This is a genomic window from Photobacterium piscicola (assembly GCF_900166965.1).
Lineage (GTDB): Bacteria > Pseudomonadota > Gammaproteobacteria > Enterobacterales > Vibrionaceae > Photobacterium > Photobacterium piscicola.
Genome location: NZ_FUZI01000006.1, coordinates 69,767 through 85,685, shown reverse-complemented (window position 1 = coordinate 85,685; position 15,919 = coordinate 69,767). Strand labels below are relative to the sequence as shown.

The following is a 15,919-nucleotide window of genomic DNA, read 5'->3' as shown; positions in this document are numbered from 1 at the left end:
GTCCATACGTTGATACCCGCGGCACTTTGTTGTTAAATAGTAGTAACTAAGAGTAGGGAATAATATATGTCAGTGATCAAGGATAATAGTGAAGTGTTGATGCACTTCTCAATCAAATTAGCTGATGGGACGGTGGCTGAATCGACGTTCGCTAATGCTAAACCGGTCATTTTTCGTATCGGTGATGGTAGTTTAACTGAGAACTTTGAAAAATGTTTATTAGGTTTAGCAGCGGGACAAAAAAAACAGTTTGATTTAGCGCCTGAAGATGCTTTTGGCCCTTCAAATCCCAATAATATTCACCATGTCGAATTGAGTAAGTTTAGTGCTGATACTCCCGCTGAAGTGGGGCGTATTATCGCTTTTACTGGCCCTGATGGACATGATATTCCTGGAATAATTACACAAGTAGTGGGTGATTCTGTCACCGTTGATTTTAATCATCCATTAGCAGGCAAAACAGTTACCTTTGAGGTCGAAGTTGTCTCCATTGAACGTTAAGAGCCATTATTGATGAAAATCTTACTCGCAAATCCCCGTGGTTTTTGTGCTGGTGTTGATCGTGCGATTAGCATTGTTGAACGTGCATTAGAAATGTATCAGCCACCTATTTACGTGCGTCATGAAGTGGTTCATAACCGTTTCGTTGTTGAAGGGCTAAAGCAGCGCGGTGCTATTTTTGTCGAGAATCTAACCGAAGTGCCTGACGACAATATTGTTATCTTCTCAGCTCATGGGGTATCACAAGCGGTTAGGAATGAAGCGAAAGCACGTCAATTAACGGTCTTTGATGCAACCTGTCCGTTAGTGACTAAAGTTCATATGGAAGTTGCACGTGCAAGCCGTAAAGCGATGGAAGTGGTATTAATTGGTCATGCGGGTCATCCTGAAGTGGAAGGCACCATGGGACAATATGCTAATCATGACGGTGGTATGTATTTGGTTGAAAAACCAGAAGATGTCGATATGCTCGTCGTAAAAGATCCGTCAAACTTGCATTTTGTTAGTCAAACAACGTTATCGGTTGATGAAACTGCTGATGTTATTGATCGTCTACGCCAGGTGTTTCCAGAGATTCAAGGCCCGCGTAAAGATGACATCTGTTATGCAACCCAAAATCGTCAAGATGCGGTGCGTGAAATGGCTGCAACTGTTGATGCTATGATTGTTGTCGGTTCTAAAAATTCATCAAATTCAAATCGATTACGTGAACTTGCAGTGAAATTAGGTACACCCGCTTATTTAACTGATAGTGCTGAAGATATTGATCCACAATGGCTTGAAGGTCTGAATGTCGTGGGTGTTACTGCGGGGGCCTCAGCGCCTGAAGAGTTAGTGAACCAAATCATTACACGAATTAAACAGCTCACTAATGCCGCTGATGTTGAAGAATTATCCGGTCGAGAAGAAAACATGTTCTTTGAAGTACCACGAGAATTACAAGTGAAAAATATCTAAGACAGTGTTTGTTAGTTAACGATGAGCCTCAGTGAAAACTGGGGCTTTTTTTATCATAGTCAACAAGCTACAGTGGAACATATTATTATGAATAGTGTAGGAGATGCACGTTAATGGTCAGAATTGCGATAGCCGGTGCAGCCGGACGAATGGGGCGTCAACTAATTAAAGCCACTGCATTATCAAATGCAACGACATTAACGGTTGCAACTGAGCGTGCTGGTTCAAGCTTGGTAGGGGCCGATGCTGGAGAATTAGCGGGTATTGGTTTAGCGAATGTAGTGATTATTGACGATTTACGTCAAGCAATTGATGACTTTGATGTGTTAATTGATTTCACGGCACCCGTTGTGACGCTAGCGAACCTTGAATTATGCCTACAACATCATAAAAAAATTGTTATTGGCACAACCGGTTTCACTGAGTCACAACGTCAATTGATTGATGCTGCCGCGGAGCAGATAGCTGTTGTTATGGCGCCTAATTACAGTGTCGGTGTTAACCTGGTGTTTAAATTGCTAGAGAAAGCTGCCAAAGTGATGGGTGACTATTGTGATGTTGAGATCATTGAAGCACATCATCGCCATAAAGTTGATGCACCATCAGGAACAGCCATTGGTATGGGTGAAGCAATTGCGGGAGCGATGGGGAACAAGCTCAGTGATGTTGCTGTGTATTCACGTGAAGGCATTACAGGTGAACGCAGTCGTGATGAGATTGGTTTTGCAACTATTCGAGCTGGCGATATTGTGGGCGAACATACCGCAATGTTTGCTGATATTGGTGAGCGAGTTGAAATTACCCACAAAGCGACTGATAGAATGACATTTGCCAATGGTGCAGTACGTGCAGCGGCATGGTTAAACCAAAAACAAATGGGTTTTTATACTATGACTGATGTACTTGATTTAGATCGATTATAAAAAGCACATCAATAACTGTCGATAACCTGCCTAATGGCAGGTTTTTTTATATCTAAATTAATAAGAACACCATTGTTGTTTATGTAAATTAACAGGATAGTTATGCATAAATTGTCACTGTGGAGGTAAGGTTGTTGTTTGAAATGTCAACTAGAGTAAAAGGCTGAAATAACGCTGGCTTTTGTTGTAATAATTAGCGTTTGGTGCTTGTTTTGATTATTTTTGATTGTTTGTATTACTTAAGTTTGGTTATTTTATCGTTTGCGTGTGATTTTAATTTAGATTAACGTATTTGCAACCTAGGCAATCGATTACATTTTAACTAATGTTATTCGATAGTCCTAAACCTGCAATGAAAGTTGTTATTTACAGTGTTTGAGCCAGAAAGTGGTGATTGTGTGTGATTTTTTAAATTTAATTACGGTTAAATGTTGACAGATTGCTAACTGATCCATAGAATTTGCGCAATTTGTCAAAAATCAGTAGTTAAGGGTTTTTGGCGTTAAATGGAATGGGTAGTTGCAAATTTATCTGTTTTAATTGCATTTTTATTTTTTGGAGGTTGTCTTGAGCAAATCTGCGCTGTTAGTCCTTGAAGATGGGACAGTGTTCCGCGGCGTGTCCATTGGGGCAGATGGTTCGGCTGTTGGTGAAGTTGTTTTTAATACCTCGATGACGGGGTATCAGGAAATTCTCACTGACCCCTCTTACTCGCAACAGATCGTTACTCTTACCTATCCCCATATTGGCAACACCGGCACTAATACTGAAGACGAAGAATCAACGGCAATTCATGCTCAAGGTTTGGTAATTCGTGATCTTCCTCTTATCGCTTCTAATTTCCGCAGTGAACAATCCCTTTCTGACTATCTTAAATCGCAAAATATTGTCGGTATCGCTGATATTGATACTCGCAAATTAACGCGAATTCTACGTGAAAAAGGCGCTCAAAACGGTTGTATCGTTGCAGGTGACCATCTTGATGAAGCTGCGGCACTCGCTCAAGCTCAAGCATTTCCCGGTCTTAAAGGCATGGATTTAGCGAAAGAGGTGACTACAACTGAAACATATAGCTGGAAGCAAGGTTCATGGACATTAACGGGCGGTTTACCCGCAGCGAAAGATGACAGTGAGCTACCGTACCATGTTGTTGCCTATGACTTTGGTGCTAAACGCAATATTTTACGTATGCTGGTTGATCGTGGCTGCCGTCTAACGGTTGTTCCTGCGCAAACAACAGCGGAAGAAGTGTTAGCATTAAATCCAAATGGTGTTTTCTTATCAAATGGTCCTGGCGATCCTGCGCCATGTACTTATGCGATTGAAGCGACCAAAGTATTTCTAGATAAGAACTTACCTATTTTTGGTATCTGTCTTGGGCACCAGATTTTAGCTTTGGCGAGTGGTGCTCAAACGGTGAAAATGAAATTTGGTCACCATGGTGCAAACCATCCAGTAAAAGATCTTGAACGTGATGTGGTAATGATCACTAGCCAGAACCACGGTTTTGCCGCTGATGAAGCAACATTGCCTGATAATTTACGTGCAACACATAAATCCCTGTTTGATGGCTCTCTACAAGGTATCCATCGTACCGACAAGCCTGCATTTAGTTTCCAAGGCCACCCTGAAGCAAGCCCTGGTCCTCATGATGCAGCACCACTATTTGATCACTTTATCGAATTAATTAAGAAACACAGCGCTTAAACCGGGAGTAGTAAAAAATGCCAAAACGTACTGACATTAAAAGTGTATTAATCTTAGGTGCTGGTCCGATTGTTATCGGTCAAGCGTGTGAATTCGACTACTCTGGTGCACAAGCATGTAAAGCGCTGCGTGAAGAGGGTTACCGCGTTATTCTGGTTAACTCTAACCCTGCAACGATCATGACCGACCCTGATATGGCGGATGCTACATATATAGAGCCTATTCACTGGGAAGTAGTACGCAAGATCATCGAAAAAGAACGTCCTGATGCAGTATTGCCAACGATGGGTGGCCAAACTGCGCTTAACTGTGCCTTAGATCTTGAAAAGTATGGCGTATTAAAAGAATTTAATGTCGAAATGATTGGTGCAACAGCTGACGCAATTGATAAAGCTGAAAACCGCTCTCGTTTTGATAAAGCAATGAAAGCGATTGGCCTTGAGTGTCCTCGTGCTGATACTGCAACCACCATGGACGAAGCGTATAAAGTGCTCGATATGGTAGGTTTCCCTTGTATTATTCGTCCGTCATTTACGATGGGTGGTACTGGTGGTGGCATTGCATACAATAAAGAAGAATTTGAAGAAATCTGTTCTCGCGGTCTAGATTTATCACCAACAAGTGAATTGTTGATTGATGAATCACTGATTGGCTGGAAAGAATATGAGATGGAAGTGGTTCGTGATAAGAACGACAACTGTATCATCGTGTGTGCAATTGAAAACTTTGACCCGATGGGGATTCACACGGGTGACTCAATCACGGTTGCGCCAGCGCAAACATTAACCGATAAAGAATACCAGCTAATGCGTAATGCATCGCTAGCAGTATTACGTGAGATTGGTGTTGAAACGGGTGGTTCAAACGTTCAGTTTGGTATCAATCCTGAAGATGGCCGTATGGTTATCATCGAGATGAACCCACGTGTTTCTCGTTCATCAGCATTAGCATCTAAAGCGACGGGTTTCCCTATTGCTAAAATAGCGGCAAAACTGGCGATTGGTTTTACCCTTGATGAACTGATGAATGATATTACAGGTGGTGCAACCCCTGCGTCATTTGAACCGACTATCGATTATGTTGTAACGAAAATTCCACGTTTTAACTTTGAAAAGTTTGTCGGTGCCAATGACCGTCTTACCACCCAGATGAAGTCGGTGGGCGAAGTAATGGCTATTGGTCGTAACCAACAAGAGTCATTACACAAAGCATTACGTGGCCTCGAAGTGGGTGCTAACGGTTTTGACGAGATGGTTGATCTTGAAGAACCGGATGCAATGAGTAAAATTCGTTATGAATTAAAAGCCGCGGGTGCTGAGCGTATTTGGTATATCGGCGATGCGTTCCGTGCGGGGATGTCTGTTGATGGTATCTTTAATCTAACCGGTATTGACCGTTGGTTCTTGGTTCAAATCGAAGACATTATTAAAGATGAAGCACGCGTTAAAGCGGCAGGTTTTGCGGGTTTAAATGAGCAAGCACTGCGTAGCCTAAAACGTAAAGGTTTTGCAGATGCACGTTTAGCGAAACTACTTGGTGTTGCTGAAGCTGAAATTCGTAAACTGCGTGACCAATTTAATATTCACCCAGTGTATAAGCGTGTTGATACTTGTGCAGCTGAGTTTTCATCAGACACGGCTTACATGTACTCATCATACGATGAGGAATGTGAAGCAAATCCAACCACTAAAGAAAAGATCATGATTCTTGGTGGTGGCCCTAACCGTATCGGTCAAGGTATTGAATTTGATTACTGTTGTGTTCATGCATCACTAGCATTACGTGAAGATGGTTATGAAACTATCATGGTTAACTGTAACCCTGAGACGGTATCAACTGACTACGATACTTCTGACCGTTTATATTTTGAACCCGTTACTCTGGAAGATGTATTAGCGATTGCACGTGTTGAAAAACCTAAAGGTGTGATTGTTCAATACGGTGGTCAAACACCACTTAAACTTGCTCGCGCATTAGAAGCGGCTGGTGTGCCAATTATCGGTACGAGCCCTGATGCCATTGACCGCGCTGAAGATCGTGAACGTTTCCAGCAAGCTGTTGACCGTTTAGGTTTATTACAACCAGAAAACGCAACAGTTACGACGATGGAACAGGCGATTGAGAAATCAAAAATCATCGGTTTCCCGTTAGTTGTGCGCCCATCGTATGTACTTGGCGGTCGCGCAATGGAAATTGTATACGATGAGCAAGATTTACGTCGTTACTTTAATGAAGCTGTTAGCGTTTCAAACGAATCTCCTGTATTGCTTGACCGTTTCCTTGATGATGCCATTGAAGTTGACGTTGATGCGATTTGTGATGGGGAACAAGTTGTTATTGCTGGCATCATGGAGCACATTGAGCAAGCGGGTGTTCACTCTGGTGACTCAGCCTGTTCATTGCCAGCTTATACGCTGAGCAAAGAAATCCAAGACGTGATGCGTGAGCAAGTGAAGAACTTGGCGTTTGAACTTGGGGTTCGCGGGTTAATGAATACTCAGTTCGCCGTTAAAGATAACGAAGTTTACTTAATTGAAGTTAACCCTCGTGCTGCGCGTACAGTACCCTTTGTATCAAAAGCAACTGGCGTACCTGTTGCAAAAATTGCGGCACGTGTAATGGCGGGGCAATCACTGCAATCACAAGGTTTTACGAAAGAAGTTATTCCACCGTATTACTCAGTAAAAGAAGTGGTATTGCCGTTTAATAAATTCCCAGGTGTTGACCCATTGTTAGGCCCAGAAATGCGCTCAACAGGTGAAGTAATGGGTATTGGTAATACGTTTGCAGAAGCGTTTGCTAAAGCTGAACTAGGTTGTGGAAAAGAGTACCCTGAAGGTGGTCGTGCACTACTATCAGTACGTGAAGGGGATAAGAAACGTGTGGTTGATTTAGCGTCTAAATTAATCAAACTTGGCTATCAACTTGATGCGACTCACGGTACCGCGGTGATCTTAGGTGAAGCGGGTATTAATCCTCGTTTAGTTAACAAAGTACATGAAGGCCGTCCTCATATTCTTGACCGTATTAAGAATAATGAATACACCTACATTGTTAATACAGCGGAAGGTCGTCAAGCAATTGAAGATTCAAAAGTACTACGTCGTAGTGCTCTCGCTGAGAAGGTAAATTACACCACAACCTTGAATGCTGGTTTTGCTGCTTGTTTGGCGCATACTGCCGATGATCGTAATACGGTAACCTCTATTCAAGAGCTACATGCAATGATCAAATAACCACATAGCAGAATTGTTATCGGTTATAAAATAGCACTGATGGTGTCACTGTTAAGAAGTCGATCATGAAAATGATCGGCTTTTTATTTTTTATGGCATTATTTTAAATTACGCGATACCTGAAAGAGTTAACTATTAATGTTATTGCTTTTTGTGTTTTAGAAAAGGCCAGATTTAGTTGCAGCAATGTACTAATAGCGTACAATGCAGTCGTCGCAGTAGGCGATATATTTTTGGAGATGTAAGTGAACGATACCGACCAGCCCCCGAGTATGATGGTGGAAAATCAAGCCTAGTAACGGTATTCGTAACAGTTCCGTGCTGCCAGGCTCGGAATACTATGTCCTTCTTTTTGTGCGATAGCCTATCCACGACATTCTTCCTCGATTTTCCCGTTTATATTTCAGTGCAATTTAATTATTGAATACCCTCACCATCAGTCAATTAATGGCTGTTATTCGCGGTAGGCCTAATGGCATGCCTGAAATTGTGTGGTTCAAGTTTTAAATTGCGACGGTCGCTACTTATTACTCTTGTTTGAGTATCAGTTAACCGGATAAAACGCCATGACAGTAATGAATTTTGCAGCCTATGCTGCCGCAACAGGTGCCCACTTAGATCAACGTGATGCACTGGCTGTGCGTAATGCTTTTCTAAAATATGATTTAGATGAGCAAGCACAATTATTAGCTAAAATGCCCTTGTCTGAAGCCTTAGTTATGCTTCATGAATGTCCTTTACGCCATGTTCAATTATTACTTGATCGGCTTGATGAACGTAAAGAAGATGTCAAAGTGCGCCAACTCGCTAACGGGCTAGGTTTGATCTGCTCTGAAGTTGAACCTGTGGGGCATTATTTACAAAATAGTGTCTTTAACCATGTGCGCGAACGTATAGGTTGGATTGTTGGCCTAGCGCTGATGGGGATTGTATCTGGGCTGATTATTTCTCATTATCAAGATACATTGAGCCAGTTAGTCTTGTTGGCTATTTACATGCCCGTGATTGCAGCTGCGGGAGGGAATACCGGATCACAAGCGGCAACGTTAGTGGTACGCGCATTAGCGATGGATGAAATACGATCCCGTGACTGGATAGCGGTATTATGGAAAGAATTTCGAGTGTCGCTAGTGATTGCTATTGGGTTAGCTGCTGTGATTGTTGGGCGGGTGGTCTTTTTTAGTGGGCATGTGCTATTACCCACAGGGATCAGTCTTTATATGGTTGCGCTAGCCATTGGTATTGCTATTTCTATTCAAGTCGTGGTATCGACCAGTGCTGGTGGGTTATTACCGTTAATTGCGCGTGCATTTAATTTAGATCCAGCGGTACTTGTAAGTCCGGTGCTAGCATCAATGGTGGATATTACGGGAATGGTTATTTATTTTAGTACTATTAATTGGATTTTAGGTTTAGGCCATTAATTGTGGTACTTGATGCTGAATATGTGATTAATGGTCATAACTGCTGTTATTAAAGATAAAAAAAGCCCCATTTATTGATAACTACTTTTTAAGGTATCGTCAATAAATGGGGCTTTTTAGTTGTTACGATTAGCTTAATAACAGCGACAGTGAATCAGTAATTATTATACAGAGATGTATAGTATTGCTTTTCAAATTGATTGATTGGTGGCAGTGGACTGTTTTTTACTTCAGCCGCAGTTGGGTAATAGTTGGTGACCAACTGTACAAACAATAATGGTTGACCTGATTTGGTTTTAATAATACCTGCAAGGTTATAAGTACCAAATAACGATCCTGTTTTAGCAATAATATGATCTTTTAATGGTGCGTTACGGACGCTTTTACGATATTGAAGGGTGCCACTTTTGCCTGCAACGGGTAAATCGGTCATTAATCCTAGTTTAGGGTGATGATAAATGTAAGTAAGCACTTCCATTAAATCATGCGTATTTAAACGGTTATTGCGTGATAAACCTGAGCCATCAACCATGATGGTGTTTGATAAATCAATATTGGCTTTTTGTTTTAGAATTGCCTTAATAGCAGCTACACCATTGGTATAACTACCTGCTTGATTAAAGAATTTAGCGCCCATGGTTTTCGCAAGGTTATCGGCAAATAAATTATCTGAGCGTTTAAGCATAATATACAGCAGAGTGGTTAACGGTGCTGATTGATGAGTGGCAACAACCTTTCCTGTAATGGTGTCATTACGTAAAATTTTACCGTCTAAATGTATACCTGCACGTTTTAATTGCTGCTTAATAATTGCTGTTGAATACAACGTGGTATTTTGAACTGCGAACCGAAGTGGTAGTGGATCTTTCTTTGGTTGAATACAACCCGTGATATGGTAGTGGTTGCTATCATTTGCTTGTAATGATAGTTCACATAATTGTTCTTTTTGCTGAGCTTTCGTTACTACAATCGCATCATTTGTTGCCGTTACTGGTTGATGGCTTGGAATATTTAAACGTGTTTTAGCACCAAAGGCCATATTTGAATATAACGCCCCCTCAAAACAGTTATGTTCTAACGTAATACTGCTTGATGGCGCACTGTAGCATTGTGTCAGCATATCCCATGGTGAGCCAACGGCATGTTCAAAGCCTGTAAAATGGCCACCATTAAGGTAAAGATTGCCTTTGATGGTGTTTGTACCTTGCTGTTTGAGTTGGCGCAGCAGATTAGCAATATCAGTGCTTTTTAATGTTGGATCACCATTAAAGTCTAAAATAACATTATTACCTTGAGTCTCAAGGTTAGTGCTAAAACGGAAGTCATTACCTAAATACAATTTAGCTGCAAGTGCAGTTAATAGCTTTTGTGTACTCGCTGGGGCTTGTAAATGGCTTGCTTGGTGCTGGTAGATGACTTTATTGGTCGTTGGGTTAACAACTAATAGTGAGGCGTCACTACCTGTCGGTAATTGCTTGAGGGCTTGCTGAGGCGAAAATGCAGCAAATGAAGGCATGCTTGTTAATAGCAAGGCTGAGCAAATAAGTCGTTTTAGCATATCAGAATACAATTGTATAAATAGAGTTAATTGTAATGATAGCTTTTTTAATGTCTTTAGTAAAAATGTACTGCCTAAGTGTTCAGTTACGATTAAATAACAAAAAGCGCCGACCGAAGTCGACGCTTTTGGGGTACGCTTTTAATTATTAAAATTAGAAGTCGTAACGAGCACCTAGAACAACTTGGTCAGAAGCAGCAACTTTACCTACTTCGTTCTTATCAAGCATGTTGAATGTGTAAGAAGCGTAAGTGCGGAAGTTACTGTTGAAGTAGTAAGTACCGTCTACAGATAGTTGGTTTGCTAACTCATCGTAAGCACCGCTTGTATTACGCTCATCTTTCATGAAGCCGTAAGTAGTAGTGAATACTGTTTTGCCCATAGTATATGCAGCTGCGAATTCGTAACCTTGAGAGTCAGTTAGATCGCCATTTACTAGGTTAGCTGCATCACGATGACCGTATTTGTATAAACCACCGAAGTATAGATCGCCAATAGTGTAAGATGCTACTGCGAAAGTTTGCTTAGATGTGTCATTTACAGCGTTAGTAGATGCAGTTTGATCTTTTTGTTGAGTGTAACCAACACCAAGAGCAAGACCTGTATCACCTACAGTGTATTTAGCAGCAGTAGAGAAACCAGATTGGTCTGTTTTCTTACCTGCAGCATTGTATGCCGCGCCATCAAATACGTAGTTTGCTCTGAAAGTTAGGTTGTTGAATGTACCAACATAAGAAAGGTTGTTTGAAGCGCGGTCTGATACTGCTAGTTTAGTACCACCAACTACAGAACCTGCATATGCCATGATATCAGTGAAATCAGTTAGCATAGCTAGTGAACCGTCAGCCTTACCGTAAACGATTTGACCGTACTGGTCACTGTTTACACCAGCGTATAAGTAACGAGTTTCTTCTGGAACGTTGTCGCTGTCGCTACCAAATTCTTTTTCTACAAAACCAATGCCTTGTACGCCATCAGCAATTTGTGTTTTTGCATCAATGTTTACACGAACACGTGAGATGTCAGTTACATCATTACTTGTTTGTTGTGAAAGAACAGGTGCTGTTTCATTTTTAGCGTTATCAGAAAGTAGTGCACGAGCTTCTACACGGCCGCCGATAGCTAGGCTAGAAGTGTCGTCTGAATAAACTGTTGCTGCTGATGCTGCGCCAGAGAAAGTCGCTGCTGCTACTGCTAGAGCAATTAGGTTCTTGTTCATTGCCGAATCCTTTATATATAGTTTTTTTATAAGTTGCATTTCGATGCTGAATGCTATGGCGTTCTTTTTACTTGTGTCATTGATAATATGTTAGTAAAAAAAACTGAAAAATAGTTTACATGCAGCATTTTTAGGTTTTTTTTGTCGTTTATTATTTTATTAATCAGTGTGTTATTATAATAAGTAAAAGTTCTAATTATTTTTTATATTTTAGCTCTATTTAGAAATTAATATATTTTTTATGCTTAAAAAAAATATTTTTATTTCAAATAGTGTGATTTGACGCGCTTTTTAATGTTGATTAAGCAAGGTGTCTTTTTTGTATTTAGAGATAAAGCCAGAAGGGATAGTAAGCGCTAACAACAAATAAATACTGATTATTATTATCGTCAATATTCAGCTTTGGTGTTTTAATCGCGGTATAACAAAATAATTCGTCGATAAATAACAGTTAAATGCGGATTATCATTTATCAATGATGATCTCTGGGTCATCTTTGTTTAAAATAAACCAAATCATTTTTATTCTGTCAGGCTAGCTTAATGTTAGGTTGACTATTTTTACCTGAAATTGGCGAGCGCTATCAGGTTACAGAGGCTATTTATTTATGGAAAAAGTACCAATGACTGTTCGCGGTGAACAGAAGCTACTAAAAGAACTTGAGGTGTTATTGAAGCGTCGTCCGCTGATTTCTCAAGCAATTGCCGAAGCTCGCGAACTTGGTGACTTAAAGGAAAACGCTGAGTACCATGCTGCACGTGAAGAACAGGGTATTTGTGAAGCGCAAATTCGTGATATTGAATACAAACTATCTGTTGCTCAAGTGATTGATGTAACAACCTTAGCGAATACGGGCAAAGTTATTTTTGGTACGACTATCAAACTATTAGATTTAGATAGTGATAAAGAAATGACATATTGTATCGTGGGTGATGATGAGGCCGATATTAAGCAAAACTTGATATCAGTAAACTCACCGATTGCACGCGGTTTAATTGGTAAATTAGTCGGTGATGAAGTTCAAATTACAACCCCTGGTGGTTTAAAAGAATTTGAAATCATGGATGTACAATACGTTTAATAATTAATTGCTGTTTGTCGTAACTAAAAATATAGACTATGTTTGACAAATAAGCGTTAACTTATTAATAACGGTAGAGTTTGTCGTTAGCAAAAAGAAATTATTGCCAACGACAGCAATAAAAAAGGCCGCTAGGCGGCCTTTTTTATTTGCGAGGAAGTTCGATTTTACGATCTTCGCTTGGGCGGTAAATCACTAAAGTTTTACCAATCACTTGTACTTTTTCCGCTTTAGTTTCGCGAATAATAGCATCAACGATTAAAAGTTTAGTTTCACGATCTTCAGACGCTACTTTTACTTTAATCAGTTCGTGGTGGTTTAGAGCAAGGTCGATTTCGGCTAATACTGCTTCAGTAAGACCATTCGCACCCATAAGAACAACAGGTTTTAGGTTGTGAGCTAGACCTTTTAAGAATTGCTTTTGTTTTGTGCTTAGATTCATGATGACTCTATTTTTTTAGTTACAAGGGTTGAAAACGCGACATTCTACCGCCATCTAGTCTAGAAGACTAATTTGTTTAATAGATGAGAGTCGGAAAATTTACAGTGATTATGTTGCACTGCACATTTTTAGGGCGCAATCTAGTGAATTAGGTGCGATAAAGTCTTTAGCCGACGTATACTTACTAAGTATGGCAACGCATTAGGTTTAGCATGAGTAGAAAAAAACAATCCGCTAGCTCCGGCCGGTGGTTAAAAGAACATTTTGACGATAAATATGTACAAGAAGCGCAGAAACGAGGTTATCGTTCTCGTGCTTTCTTTAAAATTGAAGAAATTCAAAATAAAGATAAATTATTAAAACCTGGCATGACTGTAGTTGACCTTGGTGCTGCACCTGGTGGTTGGTCACAGTATGCGGCAGAAATTGTAGGTGATGATGGACAGGTCATCGCTTGTGATATTTTACCAATGGATTCACTACCTGGAGTTAGTTTCCTTCAAGGTGATTTCCGTGAAGAAGCAGTATTAGATGCTTTATTGGCACGCATTAAACCAGAAATGGTCGATGTGGTAATGTCTGATATGGCACCTAATATGAGTGGTAATCTTGCATCCGACCAACCTCGAGCTATGTACCTTGTTGAACTTGCATTAGATATGTGTCGACAAGTACTTGCACCGAATGGCAGTTTTACGGTAAAAGTTTTCCAAGGCGAAGGCTTTGACCAATATCTCGCTGATATTCGTAGCATGTTTAAAGTGGTCAAAATTCGTAAACCAGATTCCTCGCGAGATCGTTCGCGTGAAGTCTATATTGTGGCTACAGGTTACAAACTGTAGTAATCTACATTCATCTTTTAGTTATCGCGAGGTTAACACCTTGAGTGACATGGCAAAAAACTTGATTTTATGGCTGGTCATTGCTGTTGTTCTTATGTCTGTATTCCAGAGTTTCGGAACCAATAGTAATAGTACCAAAGGCCAAGTCGATTATACGACATTTGTCCGTCAAATCGGTCAGGATCAGATAAAGGAAGTACGATTCAATGATCGTGAAATCACTGTAACCAAACGTGATAATGCGAGCTATGTAACATACTTACCTGTCGCAAATGATCCTAAACTGTTAGACGATTTAATTAACGCAAATGTAGCTGTTGCGGGTACACCTCCTGAAGAACCAAGCCTTTTAGCTTCAATCTTCATTTCGTGGTTCCCAATGTTGTTACTAATTGGTGTTTGGATCTTCTTTATGCGTCAGATGCAGGGCGGTGGTGGCAAAGGTGCCATGTCGTTCGGTAAATCTAAAGCACGTATGATGGGTGAAGACCAAATCAAAACAACCTTTGCTGATGTAGCGGGTTGTGATGAAGCTAAAGAAGACGTTAAAGAATTGGTTGATTACTTACGTGATCCAAGCCGTTTCCAAAAGCTAGGTGGTAAAATCCCAACAGGTGTGTTGATGGTTGGTCCTCCTGGTACGGGTAAAACTTTATTAGCAAAAGCGATTGCTGGTGAAGCTAAAGTACCGTTCTTTACTATCTCTGGTTCTGACTTTGTTGAAATGTTTGTCGGTGTGGGTGCATCCCGTGTCCGTGATATGTTTGAACAAGCGAAGAAAGCAGCGCCTTGTATTATCTTTATCGATGAAATCGATGCTGTAGGTCGTCAACGTGGTGCTGGTGTTGGTGGTGGTCATGATGAACGTGAACAAACACTAAACCAAATGCTGGTTGAAATGGATGGCTTTGAAGGTAATGAAGGTATTATCGTTATTGCCGCAACTAACCGTCCCGATGTACTTGACCCAGCTTTACTTCGTCCTGGCCGTTTCGACCGCCAAGTTGTTGTTGGTCTTCCAGATGTACGTGGTCGTGAGCAGATTCTTAAAGTTCACATGCGTAAAGTACCGCTAGACGGTGATGTGAATCCATCATTGATTGCACGTGGTACACCAGGTTTCTCTGGTGCCGATCTTGCAAACCTTGTTAACGAAGCTGCGTTGTTTGCTGCTCGTGGTGATAAGCGCACTGTTTCAATGGTTGAATTTGAACTAGCAAAAGACAAAATCATGATGGGCGCAGAGCGTAAGTCAATGGTGATGTCTGAAGATCAGAAAGCATCAACGGCATACCATGAAGCCGGTCACGCAATTATTGGTCGCTTAGTACCGGATCACGATCCTGTGTACAAAGTATCCATTATTCCACGTGGTCGTGCGTTAGGTGTGACAATGTACTTACCTGAACAAGATCGTGTAAGTCATTCTCGTGAATTCTTAGAATCTATGATTTCAAGTCTTTACGGTGGTCGTCTGGCTGAAGAACTTATCTATGGTCGTGAGAAAGTATCAACAGGTGCATCAAACGACATTGAACGCGCTACTGATATTGCACGTAAGATGGTGACTCAGTGGGGCTTCTCTGACAAGTTAGGTCCATTATTGTACGCAGAAGACGAAGGTGAAGTATTCCTTGGTCGTTCAGTAACACAAAGTAAGCATATGTCTGATGACACAGCGAAGCTGATTGATACTGAAGTTCGTATTCTGATTGATCGTAACTACCAACGCGCACGTCAGATTTTGGTTGATAATATGGATATCATGCATGCAATGAAAGATGCATTGATGAAATATGAAACCATTGACGCAGGTCAGATTGATGACTTAATGGAACGTAAAGCTGAAATTCGAGCACCAAAAGGCTGGAGTGATGATGGCGATACGTTGCGAAATGCACCTGAAACTGAACTTGCTCCTGATGAGCCAGTTGGCGACGGTATCGATGCGCTATCTGAGAAAGATGATACAGATAGTACGCCTCGAGCATAATTGCTAAGTAAATAGAAAACCCTGACTTAGGTCGGG

12 protein-coding genes are annotated in these 15,919 nt (G+C 40.9%); 9 read left to right on the top strand and 3 right to left on the bottom strand.

From position 1 onward, the window contains the following. Nucleotides 1–66 precede the first annotated feature (66 nt). The 6 genes from fkpB (at nucleotide 67) to CZ809_RS15410 (ending at nucleotide 8,748) form a co-directional block, all read left to right on the top strand. Nucleotides 67–501 (top strand): FKBP-type peptidyl-prolyl cis-trans isomerase, encoded by a 435-nt coding sequence (fkpB, locus tag CZ809_RS15435; protein WP_080158468.1) that lies wholly within the window; start codon nucleotides 67–69, stop codon nucleotides 499–501. Between the two features lie 12 nt (nucleotides 502–513). After that, nucleotides 514–1,458 (top strand): 4-hydroxy-3-methylbut-2-enyl diphosphate reductase, encoded by a 945-nt coding sequence (gene ispH / locus CZ809_RS15430; protein WP_080158467.1) that lies wholly within the window; start codon nucleotides 514–516, stop codon nucleotides 1,456–1,458. A gap of 113 nt (nucleotides 1,459–1,571) precedes the next feature. Continuing rightward, nucleotides 1,572–2,381 (top strand): 4-hydroxy-tetrahydrodipicolinate reductase, encoded by an 810-nt coding sequence (gene dapB, locus CZ809_RS15425; RefSeq protein ID WP_080158466.1) that lies wholly within the window; start codon nucleotides 1,572–1,574, stop codon nucleotides 2,379–2,381. A gap of 567 nt (nucleotides 2,382–2,948) precedes the next feature. Next, nucleotides 2,949–4,088, top strand: coding sequence for a glutamine-hydrolyzing carbamoyl-phosphate synthase small subunit (gene carA / locus CZ809_RS15420; protein ID WP_080158465.1), 1,140 nt, complete (start codon nucleotides 2,949–2,951; stop codon nucleotides 4,086–4,088). Between the two features lie 17 nt (nucleotides 4,089–4,105). Then, nucleotides 4,106–7,324 (top strand): carbamoyl-phosphate synthase large subunit, encoded by a 3,219-nt coding sequence (carB, locus tag CZ809_RS15415; RefSeq protein WP_080158464.1) that lies wholly within the window; start codon nucleotides 4,106–4,108, stop codon nucleotides 7,322–7,324. Between the two features lie 566 nt (nucleotides 7,325–7,890). Continuing rightward, nucleotides 7,891–8,748 (top strand): magnesium transporter, encoded by an 858-nt coding sequence (locus CZ809_RS15410; RefSeq protein ID WP_080158463.1) that lies wholly within the window; start codon nucleotides 7,891–7,893, stop codon nucleotides 8,746–8,748. Nucleotides 8,749–8,902: 154 nt separating this feature from the next. Here CZ809_RS15410 and dacB read toward each other — a convergent pair whose 3' ends face one another. Both dacB and CZ809_RS15400 read right to left on the bottom strand, forming a co-directional pair. Next, on the bottom strand, nucleotides 8,903–10,306 hold the full coding sequence (dacB, locus tag CZ809_RS15405; RefSeq protein ID WP_080158462.1) for a serine-type D-Ala-D-Ala carboxypeptidase: 1,404 nt from the start codon (nucleotides 10,304–10,306) through the stop codon (nucleotides 8,903–8,905). A 154-nt stretch (nucleotides 10,307–10,460) separates the two neighbouring features. After that, nucleotides 10,461–11,525, bottom strand: a complete 1,065-nt coding sequence (locus CZ809_RS15400; RefSeq protein ID WP_080158461.1) for a porin — start codon at nucleotides 11,523–11,525, stop codon at nucleotides 10,461–10,463. A 607-nt stretch (nucleotides 11,526–12,132) separates the two neighbouring features. Between CZ809_RS15400 and greA the strand changes: the two genes are divergently transcribed. After that, nucleotides 12,133–12,606: a transcription elongation factor GreA gene (greA, locus tag CZ809_RS15395; RefSeq protein ID WP_080158460.1), complete on the top strand. Its 474-nt coding sequence runs from the start codon at nucleotides 12,133–12,135 to the stop codon at nucleotides 12,604–12,606. A 145-nt stretch (nucleotides 12,607–12,751) separates the two neighbouring features. Here the strand turns inward: greA and yhbY are convergent, their stop codons facing one another. Continuing rightward, nucleotides 12,752–13,048 carry a ribosome assembly RNA-binding protein YhbY gene (gene yhbY / locus CZ809_RS15390; RefSeq protein WP_080158459.1) on the bottom strand — a complete coding sequence of 99 codons (297 nt, stop codon included), beginning with the start codon at nucleotides 13,046–13,048 and terminating at the stop codon, nucleotides 12,752–12,754. A 212-nt stretch (nucleotides 13,049–13,260) separates the two neighbouring features. Here yhbY and rlmE point away from each other — a divergent pair, with 212 nt between their 5' ends. Then, a complete protein-coding gene (gene rlmE, locus CZ809_RS15385; protein ID WP_080158458.1) occupies nucleotides 13,261–13,890 on the top strand; it encodes a 23S rRNA (uridine(2552)-2'-O)-methyltransferase RlmE in 630 nt (209 codons plus the stop codon). A 49-nt stretch (nucleotides 13,891–13,939) separates the two neighbouring features. Further along, on the top strand, nucleotides 13,940–15,883 hold the full coding sequence (ftsH, locus tag CZ809_RS15380) for an ATP-dependent zinc metalloprotease FtsH (RefSeq protein ID WP_080158457.1): 1,944 nt from the start codon (nucleotides 13,940–13,942) through the stop codon (nucleotides 15,881–15,883). Nucleotides 15,884–15,919: the final 36 nt, after the last annotated feature.

Coding starts and splice junctions, on each gene's coding strand:
- fkpB (WP_080158468.1), top strand. CDS start 67: ATGTCAGTGATCAAGGATAATAGTGAAGTGTTGATGCACTTCTCAATC.
- ispH (WP_080158467.1), top strand. CDS start 514: ATGAAAATCTTACTCGCAAATCCCCGTGGTTTTTGTGCTGGTGTTGAT.
- dapB (WP_080158466.1), top strand. CDS start 1,572: ATGGTCAGAATTGCGATAGCCGGTGCAGCCGGACGAATGGGGCGTCAA.
- carB (WP_080158464.1), top strand. CDS start 4,106: ATGCCAAAACGTACTGACATTAAAAGTGTATTAATCTTAGGTGCTGGT.
- CZ809_RS15410 (WP_080158463.1), top strand. CDS start 7,891: ATGACAGTAATGAATTTTGCAGCCTATGCTGCCGCAACAGGTGCCCAC.
- dacB (WP_080158462.1), bottom strand. CDS start 10,306: ATGCTAAAACGACTTATTTGCTCAGCCTTGCTATTAACAAGCATGCCT.
- CZ809_RS15400 (WP_080158461.1), bottom strand. CDS start 11,525: ATGAACAAGAACCTAATTGCTCTAGCAGTAGCAGCAGCGACTTTCTCT.
- greA (WP_080158460.1), top strand. CDS start 12,133: ATGGAAAAAGTACCAATGACTGTTCGCGGTGAACAGAAGCTACTAAAA.
- yhbY (WP_080158459.1), bottom strand. CDS start 13,048: ATGAATCTAAGCACAAAACAAAAGCAATTCTTAAAAGGTCTAGCTCAC.
- rlmE (WP_080158458.1), top strand. CDS start 13,261: ATGAGTAGAAAAAAACAATCCGCTAGCTCCGGCCGGTGGTTAAAAGAA.
- ftsH (WP_080158457.1), top strand. CDS start 13,940: ATGGCAAAAAACTTGATTTTATGGCTGGTCATTGCTGTTGTTCTTATG.